General features: G+C 36.2%; 15 protein-coding genes and 1 pseudogene. 10 read left to right on the top strand and 6 right to left on the bottom strand.

Annotated features, from left to right (window positions below; genetic code table 11):
- Nucleotides 1-52: 52 nt before the first annotated feature.
- From H5J24_RS03775 to H5J24_RS03760, 4 genes are all read right to left on the bottom strand, one after another.
- A complete protein-coding gene (locus H5J24_RS03775; RefSeq protein ID WP_228407662.1) occupies nucleotides 53-1,066 on the bottom strand; it encodes a DUF2931 family protein in 1,014 nt (337 codons plus the stop codon).
- A gap of 97 nt (nucleotides 1,067-1,163) precedes the next feature.
- Entirely contained in the window at nucleotides 1,164-2,177 is a 1,014-nt protein-coding gene (locus H5J24_RS03770) for a DUF2931 family protein (RefSeq protein WP_228407663.1), read from the bottom strand.
- A 79-nt stretch (nucleotides 2,178-2,256) separates the two neighbouring features.
- A complete protein-coding gene (locus H5J24_RS03765) occupies nucleotides 2,257-3,876 on the bottom strand; it encodes a phospholipase effector Tle1 domain-containing protein (RefSeq protein WP_068944334.1) in 1,620 nt (539 codons plus the stop codon).
- Between the two features lie 36 nt (nucleotides 3,877-3,912).
- Nucleotides 3,913-5,886, bottom strand: coding sequence for a type VI secretion system Vgr family protein (locus H5J24_RS03760; RefSeq protein WP_228407664.1), 1,974 nt, complete (start codon nucleotides 5,884-5,886; stop codon nucleotides 3,913-3,915).
- A 390-nt stretch (nucleotides 5,887-6,276) separates the two neighbouring features.
- Here H5J24_RS03760 and ppk1 point away from each other — a divergent pair, with 390 nt between their 5' ends.
- From ppk1 to H5J24_RS03715, 9 genes and pseudogenes are all read left to right on the top strand, one after another.
- Nucleotides 6,277-8,349, top strand: a complete 2,073-nt coding sequence (gene ppk1, locus H5J24_RS03755; protein WP_068944335.1) for a polyphosphate kinase 1 — start codon at nucleotides 6,277-6,279, stop codon at nucleotides 8,347-8,349.
- Nucleotides 8,346-9,230, top strand: coding sequence for a Ppx/GppA phosphatase family protein (locus tag H5J24_RS03750; RefSeq protein WP_068944336.1), 885 nt, complete (start codon nucleotides 8,346-8,348; stop codon nucleotides 9,228-9,230). Before ppk1 ends, H5J24_RS03750 begins: the two co-directional genes overlap by 4 nt.
- Nucleotides 9,231-9,618: 388 nt before the next feature.
- Nucleotides 9,619-10,272 carry an NAD-dependent epimerase/dehydratase family protein gene (locus H5J24_RS03745; RefSeq protein WP_068944337.1) on the top strand — a complete coding sequence of 218 codons (654 nt, stop codon included), beginning with the start codon at nucleotides 9,619-9,621 and terminating at the stop codon, nucleotides 10,270-10,272.
- Nucleotides 10,269-10,418: a hypothetical protein gene (locus tag H5J24_RS03740; protein WP_167387028.1), complete on the top strand. Its 150-nt coding sequence runs from the start codon at nucleotides 10,269-10,271 to the stop codon at nucleotides 10,416-10,418. The genes H5J24_RS03745 and H5J24_RS03740 overlap by 4 nt, the downstream gene beginning before the upstream one ends.
- Nucleotides 10,419-10,556: 138 nt before the next feature.
- A pseudogene (locus H5J24_RS03735) lies at nucleotides 10,557-13,114 on the top strand (choice-of-anchor I family protein); the annotation flags it as partial.
- 36 nt (nucleotides 13,115-13,150) lie between these two features.
- On the top strand, nucleotides 13,151-13,594 hold the full coding sequence (locus H5J24_RS26345) for a T9SS type A sorting domain-containing protein (RefSeq protein WP_488153956.1): 444 nt from the start codon (nucleotides 13,151-13,153) through the stop codon (nucleotides 13,592-13,594).
- 219 nt (nucleotides 13,595-13,813) lie between these two features.
- Nucleotides 13,814-14,203 (top strand): DUF3060 domain-containing protein, encoded by a 390-nt coding sequence (locus H5J24_RS03725; RefSeq protein ID WP_082811265.1) that lies wholly within the window; start codon nucleotides 13,814-13,816, stop codon nucleotides 14,201-14,203.
- A gap of 32 nt (nucleotides 14,204-14,235) precedes the next feature.
- On the top strand, nucleotides 14,236-14,673 hold the full coding sequence (locus tag H5J24_RS03720; protein ID WP_232816041.1) for a hypothetical protein: 438 nt from the start codon (nucleotides 14,236-14,238) through the stop codon (nucleotides 14,671-14,673).
- The gene (locus H5J24_RS03715) at nucleotides 14,625-14,948 is read left to right on the top strand and encodes a barstar family protein (protein ID WP_232816040.1); all 324 of its coding nucleotides are present in this window, start codon (nucleotides 14,625-14,627) and stop codon (nucleotides 14,946-14,948) included. The genes H5J24_RS03720 and H5J24_RS03715 overlap by 49 nt, the downstream gene beginning before the upstream one ends.
- A 73-nt stretch (nucleotides 14,949-15,021) precedes the next feature.
- Here the strand turns inward: H5J24_RS03715 and H5J24_RS03710 are convergent, their stop codons facing one another.
- Together H5J24_RS03710 and H5J24_RS03705 are read right to left on the bottom strand one after the other, a co-directional pair.
- Complete coding sequence (locus tag H5J24_RS03710; RefSeq protein WP_045500144.1) at nucleotides 15,022-15,270, bottom strand: NifU family protein; 249 nt, start codon at nucleotides 15,268-15,270, stop codon at nucleotides 15,022-15,024.
- A 48-nt stretch (nucleotides 15,271-15,318) separates the two neighbouring features.
- On the bottom strand, nucleotides 15,319-16,425 hold the full coding sequence (locus tag H5J24_RS03705; protein ID WP_068944340.1) for an Mrp/NBP35 family ATP-binding protein: 1,107 nt from the start codon (nucleotides 16,423-16,425) through the stop codon (nucleotides 15,319-15,321).
- 150 nt (nucleotides 16,426-16,575) lie between these two features.
- On the opposite strand from H5J24_RS03705, the gene H5J24_RS03700 reads away from it, so the two are divergent.
- On the top strand, nucleotides 16,576-17,031 hold the full coding sequence (locus H5J24_RS03700) for a hypothetical protein (protein ID WP_068944341.1): 456 nt from the start codon (nucleotides 16,576-16,578) through the stop codon (nucleotides 17,029-17,031).
- Nucleotides 17,032-17,069 lie beyond the last annotated feature (38 nt).

Below are 17,069 nucleotides of genomic sequence, written 5' to 3'. Positions count from 1 at the left end.
GAAAAGGATCTGTACTGGCAGATACTTTATAGAGAAAAGCTGTTTGAAAGATTTACTTATAACTTTCCTTATAATCACCTGACCATTGGTAAATACGGATGCTGTCTGTTTCTAAAGGTTTACCGTTCAGTAAAATTTCAATTGAACTATTATCCGCAGCAATTTTCACCTGCATATCAATTTTATTTCCGGCCTGTTTAAAAGCATCATTGGTTTTTTCCCAATTGAAAAATGCACGGGCATTCAGCTGTTCCTGCTTTTCTTTCCCGGTTTCCCAGAAAAATACCATTTCCTGAGGAATCGCTCTTTCTTTGTAAGGCATATTTAAAACCCACGGTCTCAATGCACCCTCTTTTTCGCCATTATAAGTATAATTGAGAACTTCAAACAATCTGAATTTAGGATTTGTAGAAGATACCACAGGACGCCAATGGTAGCGTTGTCTGTAATCATCCCATTCTTTAGAGTTGGCATCAGGAATATATAACTCTTTAATTGCTTCTTCATAACGTTCCGGACTTATGCGATACATCGTCAGGTATTTTTCTTTTGCTTTGGCAATTTCTGTTGGATTTGTAACAGGCTGAGCCTGGTAACGTCCCAATTCAATACGGGTATTTCCAAAGTTAAGCCATATCACAACCATGCCTTTGGGGGCAAAACCAAAAACCAAAGTAGAAAAACTGTCATAAGCTTTTCCTCCTCCTGATTCAAATCCTCTGCCTAACCTTTTATATTTCATAGTTTCTCCTTTCTTATCTTCTACTCTGGAATAGGCACGTTCCATATAATCCTTTATAGTATCTATTGGAAAGTCCACATTTAATCGATAAAAAGTTTCTGTTCCTTCATATCTTGAATAGTAAGTAATATCTGCACCAATTGGAGTTCCATATTGTTCTGTCCATGTTGATCCTGAATCACCCCAACTCCCAGAACTACCACCATAAGGCAATCCTGCGCGAGTCCCTTCTAAAGTTTTTATTTTATCAAATACAGGCTCTATTCTATATTTCGTTGCTGGAGAACTTATTTCTACATGAAAAGCCATTTTTTTATCATCCATCTTCTGGCATTGTGTTAAATGAATACATAATATAAAGCACAAAATACCCTGTAAAACATTTTTAATATTCATTTTCATACAACTGCCAATATCCAGATTATTTATAACTTTCTTTATAATTTCCCGACCACTGGTAAATACGAATACTGTCCGTTTCTAAAGGCTTACCATTCAGTAAAATTTCTATGGAACTATTGTCTGCTGCAATTTTCACCTGCATATCAATCTTATTTCCTGCCTGTTTAAAGGCTTCGTTGGTCTTTTCCCAATTGAAAAAAGCACGGGCATTTCGTTGTTCCTGCTTTTCTTTTCCGGTTTCCCATGTAAATACCATTTCCTGAGGAATCGCCCTTTCCTTATAAGGCATATTTAAAACCCACGGCCTTAATGCTCCTTCTTTTTCTCCGTTATAAGTATAATTGAGTACTTCAAACAATCTGAATTTAGGATTGGTAGAAGTTACTACCGGACGCCAATGGTAGCGCTGCCTGTAATCATCCCATTCTTTAGGACTCGCATCAGGAATAAAAGCAAGTTTTATTTCTTCTTTGTAACGTTCGGGGCTTATACGATACATCGCCAGGTATTTTTCCTTAGCCTTGGCAATTTCTACAGGGTCTGTAACCGGTTGAGCCTGGTAACGTCCCAATTCAATACGGGTATTTCCAAAGTTCAGCCATACTACGACCATACCCTTGGGAGCAAAGCCAAAAACCAATGTAGAAAAACTGTCATAAGCTTTTCCTCCTCCAGATTCAAAACCTCTACCTAGCCTTTTATATTCCTTAGTTTCTCCTTCCTTATCTTCAACTCTGGAATAGGCCCGTTCCATATAATCCTTTATGGTATCCACGGGAAAGTCCACATTTAATCGATAAAAAATTTCTGTTCCTTCATATCGTGAATAATAGGTAATATCTGCTCCAATTGGAGTTCCATACTGTTCCGTCCATGATGATCCTGAATCGCCCCAGTTTCCGGAGCTGCCACCATAAGGCAATCCTGCACGGTTTCCTTCCAATGTTTTTATTTTATCAAATACAGGCTCTATTCTATATTTTGCTCCAGGAGAACTTATTTCAACATGAAAAGCCAATCTTTTATCATCCATCTTCTGACATTGTATTAATTGAATACATAGTATGAAACATACAAAATATTGTATGATATATCTTATTGTATAAGTACCTTTATCCATATTGTATATTTCTGATTCGTTCTTTTCCACTGACAACCTTTCCTACTCTTGGGCCATATCCTATTTTAGTGGCACTGGCAGACCAGTGGAGGTATTTATTTCTCAATGTTTTAAGTTGATCCAAATCTACAAAATCTTCATAATGCAGCGTTTTTATTTTTGAAAGATAATCTCCCGATGAATTACTTTTGTTAAACTCTTCTACATAAGTATTTCGTAATGTGTTACAGGCATTCATATAATTTCTCAATTGACCATATATCTCGATAAGAAAAGGATCTGTTAATTTATGTCTTTCCTTCAAATTAGCATCATATTTTACTCCAAACTGATCCTGACCTGAGTAATAAAACATGGTATTAAGCGAAACCCTATCATACGTATTAAAAGGTCTTCTTGTTCCTACCAATATGTATTTGGTATTGACCCCATATTTGTGGACTGAGATTATTTTCTTTACTACAATTTCTTCCGGAGTATACCAGCCTTCCTCTATCAGTATTTTCCTGAATTGCTCACATTTTCTTCCTTCATTTTCTCTTTCGGTATACAGATCTACTTTTTCTTCATTCTGGTTGACGTAACAGCCTCCGATATCAGAATGTACACCAGGTAAGATAAATTGTAATCCTTTTACTCCTGTACTGTCAATGTCTGTTAAATCGAAATTATCACGATACTCGTTATCTGCTGCAATCTGTAAAGTAAAATAGGCTTTTTTAACAGCATCCAACCCAAGCTGTTTGGTATCCCCATGAATAATAGGAACTCCTGCTATCGACTTTGGACGATGATCCAATCCATAAGAGGCCACTGTATCATATAACCCGGCAAAGTTGAATGTTATTTTTTTAGGTTCCACATCCCAATATCTTAAACAAGCACCAAAATACCCATGATTAAGTACTAGACTATCATCTAATTTTACTTCTATTCTTTTACCTTCTGCTTCATGAGGCGGAATGGCCATTCCATCTTTACTAGATCCTTTAAGTATTCTGGCACGGTTAGTCGCAATATGCAGAAAATGCCTTGCAGCAGTCGCACCACGGCTAAAACCAAATACATTTACTTTCAGATGAATGTCTTTTCCACTATATTTTGCCAGCTTTTTTCCTGCTTCCACACAGCCTTTGGTCACTTTTGCCCTCACTCCACGTCCATCTGTCCCAAATAGGATACCAGTATTAGGAACATTCCCAAAAAAATGCATTTCACTCTCCCCATCTTTGGTTCCAATACCTTCTATATAAACACGAATTTGATTTTCAGCGGTGGGATCTACAGCATCAAAACCTCTGGCTACATTAGAATAATCATTGGTATAGCTGTCATCATCGTGATTAGATTCCTCATAATCTTTCCCAAGATCAGTATTAGTTTTATTGTTTTGAGTACCGTCAAAAAAAAGATTGAGGCTTACTTCCAATACATTAACGGGCGTATCATTAGGATGTATCGTCTTTGCTTTATTATAACTAACTCCGGATTCTTTCCCGGATTGTTCCAGAGATACTGCAGCGTTGTGGGTGATATTTTCCTTAGAAAATACCAGATAATCTCCTTTTACCTGAGTTTTTATCTTCCCTTCTACTATATATTCTATACTCATGATAGCGGTATTAAAAATTCTTCCTTACTAAATTGATTAGTGATTTTTAGATTTTTCATTACTGTTGTTGGTTATTTCTTTTTCAGCATGATGTTCTATTTTATTTCCACTGCTTACCTCCATTCCTTTTAAGGAAATGGTTTTATGTTCTTTTTCACCATAGGTTTCCATATCTCCTTTTACATAATGGGTAAGTTTTCCGATGACATTCGTGACAAAGTCTTTTCCTACAGTGAGCATATTCATCATTCCTACATTGGAAGATTTATTAATTCCTATAGATTCATTTGAGCTCATTTGAACGGTAGTATTCATATTTTGTCCGACATTAATTGCCAAATTTCCACCTGCATTAAACGTTATATCATTGGGTGCTGTAATGATAATATTCCCCTGTCCGTCCATCAGGTAATTATTACCGCTTGGATCTATGATATTCACACTCTTTTCATCATCGTTCATCAGGATTTTTATTCCCGATTTGGTCTGTATGGATCTCATATGGTTATTCACCCCACCTCCAAGTCCAGTTCCGCCATGAAACATCCCTCCCATGACAAAAGGTCTGTCAGGATGACCATGCTGGAAGTTCACCATTACCTGATCTCCTACTTCTGGGATTGCTACATATCCGCGGTTTTGGGTAATCTGATTGGTTCCCCCAGCATCCGGGCTCATCATACGGATAAAATCAGTGGTCTCATTCAGCTGCCAGTCGAATCTCACACAGACTCTTCCCTGTCCTGCAGGATCGGTATTGGAAACCACTGTTGCAATCTGAGGTTCTGGCCTTGGAGTATAAAATTCTGGCTGGGGCATATATCCTGTTCCTTCAGAAATGGCTTCAAAACTTCCGGTATAATATCCTCTGGCATTTACCTCATGAATGGTTTCTGTAATCATAAGTGTTGTGAGGTGATTTGTTTTGTTGGAGTCCTGCTCTCGTATTTTTATATCTGCCACACATCCCGGATGAAGAAAAGGAATAGAAGTGGAGCCTGAAACATTCATTACTTCTACAGCCTTGCTTCCTGAAGCACTTTTCTGGGAATATTCTACATCAAGATGAGTAACTGCTCTTATGGGAGCAACTCTTAAAGAAGGAGTTTTATAAATTCTGTTATTATTTTTATACGCTGTCTGGGCTAAATCTCCAAGATGTTTTATAGAGGTGTCTCCAGAGGTTAACTTTTCATTTTCATTGCTGTTATAGCCATAAAATTGTGGTTTGATAGGGACTACCCTCAGTTCTATTCTTACATCATTTACATTACTGCCTTCAATAAGCTGAATGTGTTGACTGCCAGATTTCGGAAGCTTTCCAAAGTGCAGAACATAGCCATCGTAAAAGAACTGTTCTCCATATGCTTCAGCCATTCTTGCCAGATAATTGTAATGCGTTTCTTCATATTGGCTGCTGTACAGAATCTGGGAGTTGTCATTAGTATCAATATTAAAATCAAAGTCCGAGCTGTCTAATCCTTGTTTAATAACTTCATTGGCAATAATCCCCATATTTACAGGCTGATTTCCTCCAAAACTCTGGGTATGAGGAGCACCATCAAGCAAAACCGTAGGACTTTGCCCTTTAAGAACAATATCTCCGAGACTTGTCTTTTCCCGGCTGAAACCTACCTGAGTAATCACTCCCACAAAAGACCTGTTGGGGCTATCTTCTACATCTTTATAAGAGAAAGTAGCTGTTAATCTTTTTCCCAATAGCTTGTGAGCATCTTCTAAATTCTGAGTCTGTCTGTTTTCAAGACTGTCATGAGCAAGGATAATTTCAAACTCATGATGCTTTACCGCACTTTGTATTAATTTGAAATGCTTAAAGTGAATTATAGGTTTACCATTGGCATGAACTTCAAGTTTCACCACCCGATTAATTCCAGCTATCTGATTTTCCAAAATCGCTTGAGCATTACTCTCGTGGATAAAAGTTGCTTTTTTAAATTTTGAATACTCCTCATTCGAGGGAATTTCATTGTTGTTGATTTTATTTTTCATTTGTGTGTTTTAAAAATAGGCAGCAAGTCTCCCAAAAGGAAACTTTATTTTAATAGACCGTACATGTTTTGTGGATAATTTGTACTCTATTTCATAGGCTAGAATCAGTCTATGAAAATAAATACAAATCACATAGAAGAAATTTGGTAGTATATCATTTGTGTTGTTTTAGTGTTTAAATTCAAATATAATAAAATATCCAAATAAATCACACATAATAGAAAAATATATTATTCTATAAATAATATTATTAAAAAATGTCACTCTCTTTTCATAAAGCTTATAATGTCTCTACATTTCTGATGTATTAAAATTAATCAAAGTTTAACCTAAGAAATAGAGATAGAATCTGTACGAATTATTATTTTTGATAAAATATACACATTTAGAATGTCATTACACTTTAATCCACGAGATATTACATGGTTGGCCTTTAATGAAAGGGTTTTACAGGAAGCCATGGATGAAAAAGTTCCTTTACATTTAAGAATACGTTTCCTTGGGATTTTCTCCAACAATCTGGATGAATTCTTCCGGGTACGTGTTGCCGGATTAAAGCGTGCCATGGATTTTAAGGAAAAGGTAATTGCCGAATCCTTTTATCAGCCCCCTTCCAAAATTCTTCAGCGAATCAATGAAATAGTGATGAGGCAGCAGTTGAATTTCGATAAAACCTGGAAAAAAATCCAGACAGAAATGGCAGACCATAAAGTTTTCATCAAAAATTCCAAAAACCTGACAGCAGCCCAAAAGGATTTTGTGAGAAACTACTTTGACGAGGTGGTAGAATCTAATGTCATCCCTATTCTTCTTCATGAAAATACCCCAATGCCTTATCTAAGAGATAAAAGTCTCTATCTTGGAGTGGCCATGAGGAAAAAAGACTGGCAATATTCCAGCAACTATGCCATTATTGAAATTCCATCCCGATTTGTAGGCCGGTTTTTATTGCTTCCCACTGAAGATCCTGAAGAAAAAAATGTAATGCTTCTTGAAGATGTCATTACCTTCAACCTACCGCACATTTTCTCTTATTTCGGATATGATGAATTTGCAGCGAATGCTTTTAAAGTAACCAAAGATGCAGAACTGGATCTGGATAATGACATCCGTACCAACTTTGCAGAAAAAATAGAAAAAGGGCTTAAAAACAGAAGAAAAGGAAAGCCTACCCGTTTCGTTTTCGATAAAGATATGGATAAGGCTTTGCTTGAACTCCTTATCAGAAAACTGAACCTGACGAAGAAAGACAGTATTATTCCCGGAGGAAAAATCCATAATTTCAAACATTTCATGGATTTTCCTGATGTTTTTGAAAAATATGAAAGACCTATAGAGCGAACATCATTTACTCATCAGGCTTTTGAACATGGAGAAAGAGTAACAGACGTTATCATGAAAGAAGATGTACTGCTTACTTTCCCATACCATAAATATAATCCGGTGATTGATCTTCTGCGTGAGGCAGCCATGGATCCGGATGTAAAATCCATACAGATTACAGCTTACAGGCTGGCAAGTAACTCAAAAATCAGTAATGCATTGATTTATGCAGCCAGAAATGGTAAAGAAGTAACAGTAATGCTTGAACTGCAGGCCAGATTTGATGAGGAATCCAATCTAGAGTGGAAAAATATGCTCGAACCGGAAGGAATCACTGTTCTGATAGGTCTTCCAAACAAAAAGGTGCATGCCAAGCTTTGCGTTATCAAAAAGAGAGCCCATAATAAAACTATTCAATATGGATTTGTAAGTACTGGGAATTTCAACGAGAAAACAGCAAGAATTTATGGTGATCATTTGCTTCTTACTTCTGACCGAGGCATTATGGCAGACATCAATAAAGTCTTCAATGTGCTTAAAAAGCCAAAAGATGATTACCTTCCCGTTTTGAAAACTTGTAAAAATTTACTAGTTTGCCCCCAATTTATGCGTGAAAAGATTGTTCACCATATTGAAAAGGAAATTGAGGAGGCAAAAGCAGGAAGAAAAGCAGAAATCATCGTTAAAGTAAATTCACTGAGTGACAGATCTTTAATTGAAAAATTATATGATGCAGCTACCGTAGGGGTAACCATCAGACTCATCGTAAGAGGAATCTATTGTGCCGTTAACCAAAAGGAATTTAAAGAGAAAATTAAAGCCATCAGTATTGTAGACGAATATCTGGAACATGCCAGAGTCATGTATTTTTACAATAAAGGAGCAGAAGATATATATATTTCCTCCGCCGACTGGATGACCAGAAACCTTGATTACAGAATTGAAGCTGCCGCCAAAATAACAGATAAGAACCTTAAAAAAGAATTAAAAGACATTCTTGATATTCAGCTTAGAGATAATGTAAAAGCAAGAATTTTAGATAAAAAATTAAGCAACGAATACATTAGAAATGATAAAAAAGAATGTCGATCGCAAATAGAAACCTATAATTATTTAAAAGCTAAAACAAGCAAAAAATGAAGATCGCAGCAATAGACATAGGAAGTAATGCCGCCAGACTTCTCATCAATGAAGTAAAGATAAACAACAAAAAACCAGAATTCATCAAACTCAACCTTCTGAGAATCCCTCTGAGATTGGGGATGGATGTATTTACCATAGGAAAAATAGGTCCCGAAAGAGAAGAAATGGTCATCGATTCCATGAAGATTTTCAGTGATCTGATGAAAATTTATAACGTAGACCATTACAGAGCCTGTGCAACCAGTGCCATGCGTGATGCTGCCAATGGAAATGAAATTATAAGACAGGTAAAAGAAACCTCAGGAATTAATATTGAGATTATTTCCGGAGATGAAGAAGCCACTTTAATCTATGAAAACCATGTCGCTGAAGGCCTTGACAAAGAGTTTGCCTATTTATATATTGATGTAGGCGGTGGCTCCACAGAACTTACCTTCTATGAAAATGGCAAAATGGTGTATGAAAGATCTTTCAATATAGGGACTATCCGGCTTCTCAACAATCTTGTTACGCTAGATAACTGGAATGAAATGAAAGGAGAGATCAAAAAAAATATTGTCAGCAAAAAACCAATTGTGGCCATCGGATCAGGAGGAAATATCAATAAAGTATTTTCTATGAGCAAAACCAAAGATGGGAAACCCATGTCTTTATCTCACCTGAAAAAGGTCCACAAAGAGTTTAATGAGCTTTCAGTAGAGGAAAGAATGACAAAATACAGCCTTAGGGAAGACAGAGCTGATGTATTGGTTCATGCCTTAAGTATTTTCAACAACGTCATGGCCTGGTCAGATATCAATAAAATTTTTGTTCCGAAAATTTCCGTAGCAGACGGTTTGATTCAGAATATTTACAGCCAGTTACAACATAAGAAATAGTTTTAAAAGCATAATTACATGTAAAGCCGGGCAGTTTTTGTCCGGTTTTCTTTTTTCAAGCTGTCATTGCGAGCGAAGCGAAGCAATCTCATCATCACAACAATCAGAAATATTTCATTCAAAACCACCTTATTCTTTAGGTTTTGGCTAAAGCCATATTGAATGGATTTTACAATTAAAGCGGTCTGAAGCCCTCCCCTATTGATGTTGATATTCGAATAGATAATAGTTGTTTAACGACAAGATCTTTTATCTTTTATCTTTTATCTTTTATCTTTTATCTTTTATCTTTTATCTTTTATCTTTTATCTTTTATCTTTTATCTTTTATCTTAAAAATAAAGTAATCCTCCATCCTCATCCGTCATGCAACTATCAATAGCAAAACAATGAACCCAATCAAAATAATTCTTACCGGAGCTACAGGTATGGTAGGTGAAGGTGTTTTAATGGAATGTCTTGAAAACCCAAACGTTTCTGAAATCCTGAGTATCAGCAGAAAACCATCAGGAAAAACACATCCAAAGCTGAAAGAATATCTCGTCCCTGACTTTTTAACCATTGATCTCCATGATGAAAATCTCAAAGGTTATGATGCCTGCTTCTTTTGTGCAGGAATCAGCAGTGTGGGAATGAATGAGGAAGATTACACCAAAATAACTTATGATACCACCATCCATTTTGCAGAAGCTGTTTTACATCAAAATCCGGAAATAATTTTCAGTTATGTATCTGGAGCGAGTACAGATAGTACGGAAAGCGGAAAACTGATGTGGGCGAGAGTAAAAGGCAGAACAGAAAATACTTTAAAGAAGATGAATTTTAAAGGCGTTTACAATTTCAGACCCGGATTTATGAAACCTGTTGACGGCCAGATCAATGTGAAATGGTTCTTCAAACCTTTTATTTGGTTTTTTCCTATTTTTTTACCTTCAAAATCATTAACTTTACATGAAGTTGGAAAAGCTATGATCAATACCGTAAAAAAAGGCTACCCTTCTTCAACTTTAGAAATTCGAGACATTAAAAATTTAGCGATATGAGAGACATGTTAAAAAGAATTGTCCTGGTTATATTTGTACTCTTGGTTCTGACTGCAGTTTCAGGTTTTTTCTACATGCAGAAACATCCTCTGGAAGGCGCTAAATCAGGAACAATGCTAAATTTTTCCGGTAAACCTGCAAAATAGCCGAATTTAAAACATAAGTCTATCATCATTTTATCTTTTATCAGAAAAAAACCTATTTTTTAAACATTTCTTAAAATTCCATTAAAATAGTTATCAAACATAAAGGTCATTTTTGTTTTTATCTAATTGAAGTCAAAAATGATCAACAACTATTTTTTAAAAGGGTCTGTCATTGCTGCATTCTTTTTTCAGACTGGGCTTTTCGGACAAACACTTATCCATTATTGGAATTTTAATAATAATACTTCCCAAGCTTCTATCACTGCACCTTCATCCACATTGGTTAATGGTTCTCTTGCATCCATAGCAGGAGGAACAAGTGTGATAGATTTTGCAGGAGGTACCGGGCAAAATTTTAATATTGATAATCTAAATGCAAGAAACGGAGATGCGTCCGGAACCCATTTAAGATTCAACAATCCTATTGGCGGAGGCTTACAGTTTAACCTGCCAACAACAGGATACAATAATGTTGTTGTAAAGTTTACAACAAGAAGATCGGCACAGGGAGCCGGAACCCAAACCTGGTATTATACAACAGACGGAGCTACTTTTATTCCTTATCAGACCGTTTCTCCTCAGGACGCCAATCCGCAATTAATTAGTTTTGATTTTTCTGCAGTCGCAGGGGTTTCAAACAATCCTAACTTTAAATTAAAGGTTGAATTCTCTGCCACAGGAGGCGGAACCAGTGGTAATAACCGTTTCGATAACTTTACAGTGGATGCAGCCCCGGCAGGAGGGATTGATACTACTCCACCTGTCACCGCTTACCTTCCTGTCAACAATACCAATAATGCTTCAACAACAGTTAACCCTACAATTTCCTTTAATGAAAATGTAAGGCTTACTGATAATTCTGCGATCAACGATTCTAATGCACAAAATCTTGTAGAATTCCGCCTTGGAAATGCTACAGGTGCTCAAGTTCCCTTTACGACGGCTTTTAGCAACAACATCATCACCATCATTCCAACTTCCGGCTTGGTGCCGGGACAAACGTATTATCTGGCTCTTAAACCCAATACAGTTGAGGATTTCAGTGATAATGCTGTAACGGCAATCACTTCTTCTACATTTACCACTGCCGGAACCTCTATTTATCTTGAGAAAAATTTCATCAAGGTGGATGAAAATGTAGGAACACTGGCTTTCAAAATCAACGTAGCCAATCCTTCCACAGCAACAGTAAACCTTGTTGTAAAACCTGCTCCTTTCAGCACAGCAGATAGTAATGATTTTACTTTAGCCAATCAAACCATCAATATAACACCTTCCACAACGAGTTATACTGTCAATATTCCTATTATTGATGATACATTAGAAGAACAAAAGGCTGAATATTTTGTAGTAAGCCTTGAAAATCCAACAGGAGCAACCATTTCAGGAGACAATTCTGCAACGATTTATATTGTAGATAATGATAAACCTGCACCCTCTCCTTCTCATGAAATTCAATTGAACTATATCGGAAGTTTCGATCCTTCCGGAAACAATAACAGTTCAACAGAGATTGTGGTTCATGATCCAGCCACACAGAGATTATTCACCATCAGCTCTCTTACAGATGTTTTTGATATTATTGATTTCAGTAAACCTAGCATACCTTCGGTTGTTAATACAGTCAATATGACTCCTTATGGCGGAATCACCAGTATAGCTGTTAAAAATGGAATTATTGCAGCAGCATCTCCTAATACCAATCCACAACAAAACGGTTCTGTAGTTTTCTTTGATATTAATGGAAATTTCCTGAAACAGGTAACTGTAGGAGCTTTGCCTGACATGATCACCTTTACTCCGGATGGGACAAAAGTAATTACGGCTAATGAAGGAGAGCCTAATGATGCTTATACTGTAGATCCTGAAGGAACCATCAGCATCATTGATATTTCAGGCGGAATTGGTAACCTCACGCAAAGCAATGTAACAACTTTAAATTTTAATAATTTTGATTCACAGGTGGCTGCTTTAACCGCTACAGGCCTAAGAAAAGTAAGAACCAACAATACCCTTTCCCAGGATCTGGAACCGGAATATGTTACAGTAAGTGCAGACAGTCAAAAAGCTTGGGTTACCCTTCAGGAAAACAATGCGATTGCTGAGGTGGATCTTGTTACTAAAAATATTACAGGCATCTGGGGGCTTGGAAAAAAGATATGAGCCTTCCAGGAAATGGTTTTGATGCTTCAGACAATAATGGTGAGGTTCTTATCGCCAACTGGCCTGTAAAAGCCTATTATCTTCCTGATGCCGTACAAAATTATAAGATAGGAAACACCAACTATATTGTAACAGCCAATGAAGGAGATGAAAAAGACCTTTCAGGTTACAGCGAAAGAACTACTGTAGGAGCTAATAGTTACATGCTAGATCCTACAATTTTCCCAAATGCGAATATCTTAAAAGCGTCTCACAACCTGGGAAGGTTCAGAGTATCATCGGCTACTGGGAATACGGATGGAGATTCAGATTTTGAAGAGATTGCAGCTTTAGGAGCCCGTTCATTCTCCATTTTCAATGCGGATACGAAGCAACAGGTATATGACAGTGGAGATCAGTTTGAAAGATATATTGCAGACAAACAGCCATTGATCTTCAATGCAGATAATGAATCCAATACTATTAAAAGCAGAAGCCGCGCAAAAGGCCCGGAACCTGAAGGTGTAGCTCTTGGAACCATCAATGGGCAAACCTATGCCTTCATTACCCTGGAAAGAACTGGTGGTGTAATGGTTTATAATATCACGAATCCCAATAATCCTACGTTTACAGATTATAAACATTCTCGCTCTACCTCAGCTTACGGCGGAGATAATGGTCCTGAAGGAATTATTTATATTGCTCCTGAAAATACCACCACTAATAAAGGATATGTCATTATTGCCAATGAGATCAGCGGAACACTATCCATGTATGAAGTGGCTCTAACTCCTACTTTAGCCACTGGTGAAGTAAATTCCGAAAAAGCAACCTTCAATGTATTCCCGAACCCTGTGAATAAAGGAAATATTTTATACTTCAACAGAAAACAGGACTATGAATTATATGATATGTCCGGAAAACTGATTGGAAAAGAAAAAAATGCCCTTACCATCACTACTACAAGTCTTTCTACAGGAGTTTATCTTGTAAAAACTTCAGAAGGACACCTTAAAAGAATTATTGTAAAATAATATACCATTCTACGATTTGATTGAAGCCTCTATTTTTAGGGGCTTTTTTCATGATAATTTTAAAAGGTGGAAACTACTAATATTGACGTAAAGATTTAAAACCTTAAAGGATATTTTCCCAAGTCCCTTTAACAACAAAAAGCAATCATTTAACTTTTGATTAACTATGAGAAAATTATTTTGTACATATATTTACCCACAACAAAAACCAAATTCAATATGAAAAGTATTAAAACAGCAGGTATTTTAGCGATTCTGTTACTAGGAACAGGAACAGTATTTTCTCAATCCAAAAAAACAGAATCCACAAAAGGAGTTGAGCAGTCTGATGGCAAAACAATACAGGTAGACGGCGTTGGACATAAACTTAATTATACTCTTAACGGTGGAAATGTAGAAGTTGCCGGAGGTGATAATACCGTAACAGTCAAAGGAAATGCAAGAAAAATTTCAGTTTCGGGAACAGGTAACAAAGTATATATTGATAAAGTGGATAATGTTGCCATAGAAGGTGGTAATAATACTGTTTACTATAGAACTTCAGGAACAAAATCAGGAAAACCTAATGCTTCTCTTACAGGGGTGGGAAATAAAGTGGTGAAACAATAAAATAATAATTATTATTAAAACTAGTAACCATAATGTTTGGATTTGCATTGGACACAGATAATGATCCTGAAATTATTTTCTATATAGATGAGGTAGATTCTCTAGAAAGTAGAAAATCAAGATACGTTTACCGCAAAATTAAATTGATTAATATTAGTGATACTACTAAAGCAAAACAAGAAATCAAACAATCAATTAAAAATAAAGAGAATAATGGATTTATTTATTCATTAGATTCTAATCAAAAAATTTTGCATGGAACATTCATTTATAATTTCAGGATTGTACGGTGTGAAGAAAATGATTTGACAATAAATGGTGTAGTATGGAATGAATCTTTTGGCTATCAGAAAGCGTTGAAAATGTATATCAATAATGAAATTGTTGAAAAAAATTTATGGAAAAAATTTAATAAAAAGAATTGCAGGGCTGGCTTGGCTTTGCATTTCATATTCAAACACCAGAAATAGATCATCCCAATGTAAAAATAGAACTTGATGGAAATTTATTTGATAATATAAATGAATTCTATTGTGCAATCGGAGAAGCTGTCAATGGCCCCGGCGGATATTTTGGCAGAAATTTCAATGCATTAATAGACTTTTTCTACGGAGGCTTTGGAGTTCAATCAATGGCTGAAGTCAATTGGAAAAATCATGATAGAAGCAGAAAGCTTTTAAAAAGAGATTTTGAAATTATTCTTGAAATCTTTGAAGAGCGTAGAGTAAAAGTTCTATTGGAATAAATATAAAATATTTTAACAACAAAAAGACAGGCCTTACAAAAAAGCCTGTCTTTTTAATATCTCAGATATAGTCTTACTCTACGTTTACTACTTTCTCAATTTCCGGTGCATGTTGCTTGATTGTGTTTTCCACCCCTAATTTTAAGGTTGAAAAGTTCAACGAGCATCCGGAACAGTTACCAAGAAGTTTTACAAAAACCTGATTATCCTTCACGTCAATAAGCTCAATGTCACCACCGTCTTTATTTAAAAACGGTCTGATGCTTTCCAGAGCTTCCATTACTCTTGTTACTGTATCTTCGTGCGTTATGTTTGTTTCCATATTTTTTCAGTTCAATTCGGTTTTTTCAAATGTAATTGAAATTTATTATTATTTTGCTTTTGGCGAGCAACCTGCCATAGTGGAGATCTTCACAGCTTCAGTTGGTGGAAGATTTTTGTTTCTTTCTACCAAACTTTCTACCATTTTTCTTGCCGTTTCAGTATAAATCTCTGCAATTTTAGAGTCTTCCTGAAGAGCAGCCGGTCTTCCTACATCTCCTGCTTCTCTGATGCTTTGGATCAATGGAATCTCTCCTAATACCGGAATTCCAAGATCTTCTGCCAAATATTGTGCTCCCTGGTTTCCAAAGATATAATATTTATTTTCAGGAAGTTCTTCTGGTGTAAAATACGCCATATTTTCGATTAATCCAAGAACCGGAATATTGATGCTTTCCATCTGGAACATGGCAATCCCTTTTCTTACGTCTGCCAAAGCAACATGCTGAGGTGTACTTACAATCACAGCTCCTGTTACAGGCACTTCCTGAATGATTGATAAGTGAATATCACCTGTTCCCGGAGGAAGGTCAATTAATAAGAAATCCAATTCACCCCATGCAGCATCTCTGATCATTTGGTTTAATGCTTTTGAAGCCATTGGCCCTCTCCAAACTACCGCCTGGTTAGCTCCGGAGAAATATCCAATAGAAAGCATTTTCACTCCATAATTTTCGATAGGTTTCATCATGTTTTTTCCATCCACTTCTACAGAGATTGGTTTTGCCCCTTCTGTATCGAACATGGTAGGAACTGATGGTCCGTAGATATCAGCATCCAATAATCCTACTTTAAAACCCATTTTTGCTAAAGTAACTGCCATATTTGCAGAAACTGTAGACTTTCCTACTCCTCCTTTACCGGAAGCAATAGCGATAATATTTTGAATCCCAGGGATTTGTTTTCCTTTGATCTGACTTTGCTGAATTTCACTAGGTTCCGGAGAAACAATTTTAAGTTTTAAATGAATGTCTTCTCCAAACTCACTGGCAAAAGCCTGCTTCATAGCTGCTTCCAGCTTTTTCTTTTCATGCATTGCTGGTGAATGAGCCGTCATGTCAATATAAACATCATTACCCATAATCTGAAGATTATTCACCAAATCATCTACTTCTATTTCTTTAAGGAATTCCTGAACCTTTTCTTTCGTCAACATATAAATATAAATTGTTTACAAATTTACGTTTTTTTTCGGTAATTTAGAATCAATAAAATCTATAATATCAGGTGATAAATCAGATCGTTAAAAATTTTGTTTATCCTGTTTTTTCATCATGAGGAACCATCCGCCATCAAAACAATATCTATGGAAACTATTGTTTACCCATCTAAATATGCATTACCTAAAGAAATATTCACTATAGGAAAAACAAGATTCAAATGGTATGATCTGGCTAAAGATCCTGCTGAGGTTTCTTTACAGGATATTCAGAATGCCAGAACATGTATTGAAAATGCTGGTGAAAACTTTCAAAATATCGAAGATCTTGGATTTGTGATCATGCACCGATGTGGAGAAAATTATCTTCTTTTGGTATGTACATGGCGAAGTGAAAACGAATTATGGGAAAGCGTATACTATGACGGAAGTGGAAAATTTGAAATATGGGATAGAAATAAAACCCACCTCCCGACTTACTGTGTCTGGGAAATGGGCATTGTTTACCATGAGTCCCAGGCATGGAAAAAATACCTGGGAACTGCAAGGCATGAAAGTCATAAGTTGGAATATCTTAATAACTTGTTTGAAGGCGAGGTTTAGTAGTAAGGAAGCTGAAAGCAGGAGGCTGGAAGCTATAG

This window comes from Chryseobacterium capnotolerans (assembly GCF_021278965.1).
Taxonomy (GTDB): Bacteria; Bacteroidota; Bacteroidia; order Flavobacteriales; family Weeksellaceae; genus Chryseobacterium; species Chryseobacterium capnotolerans.
Note: the sequence above shows the minus strand (reverse complement) of the source record. Positions and strands in the feature narration are given on the sequence as shown.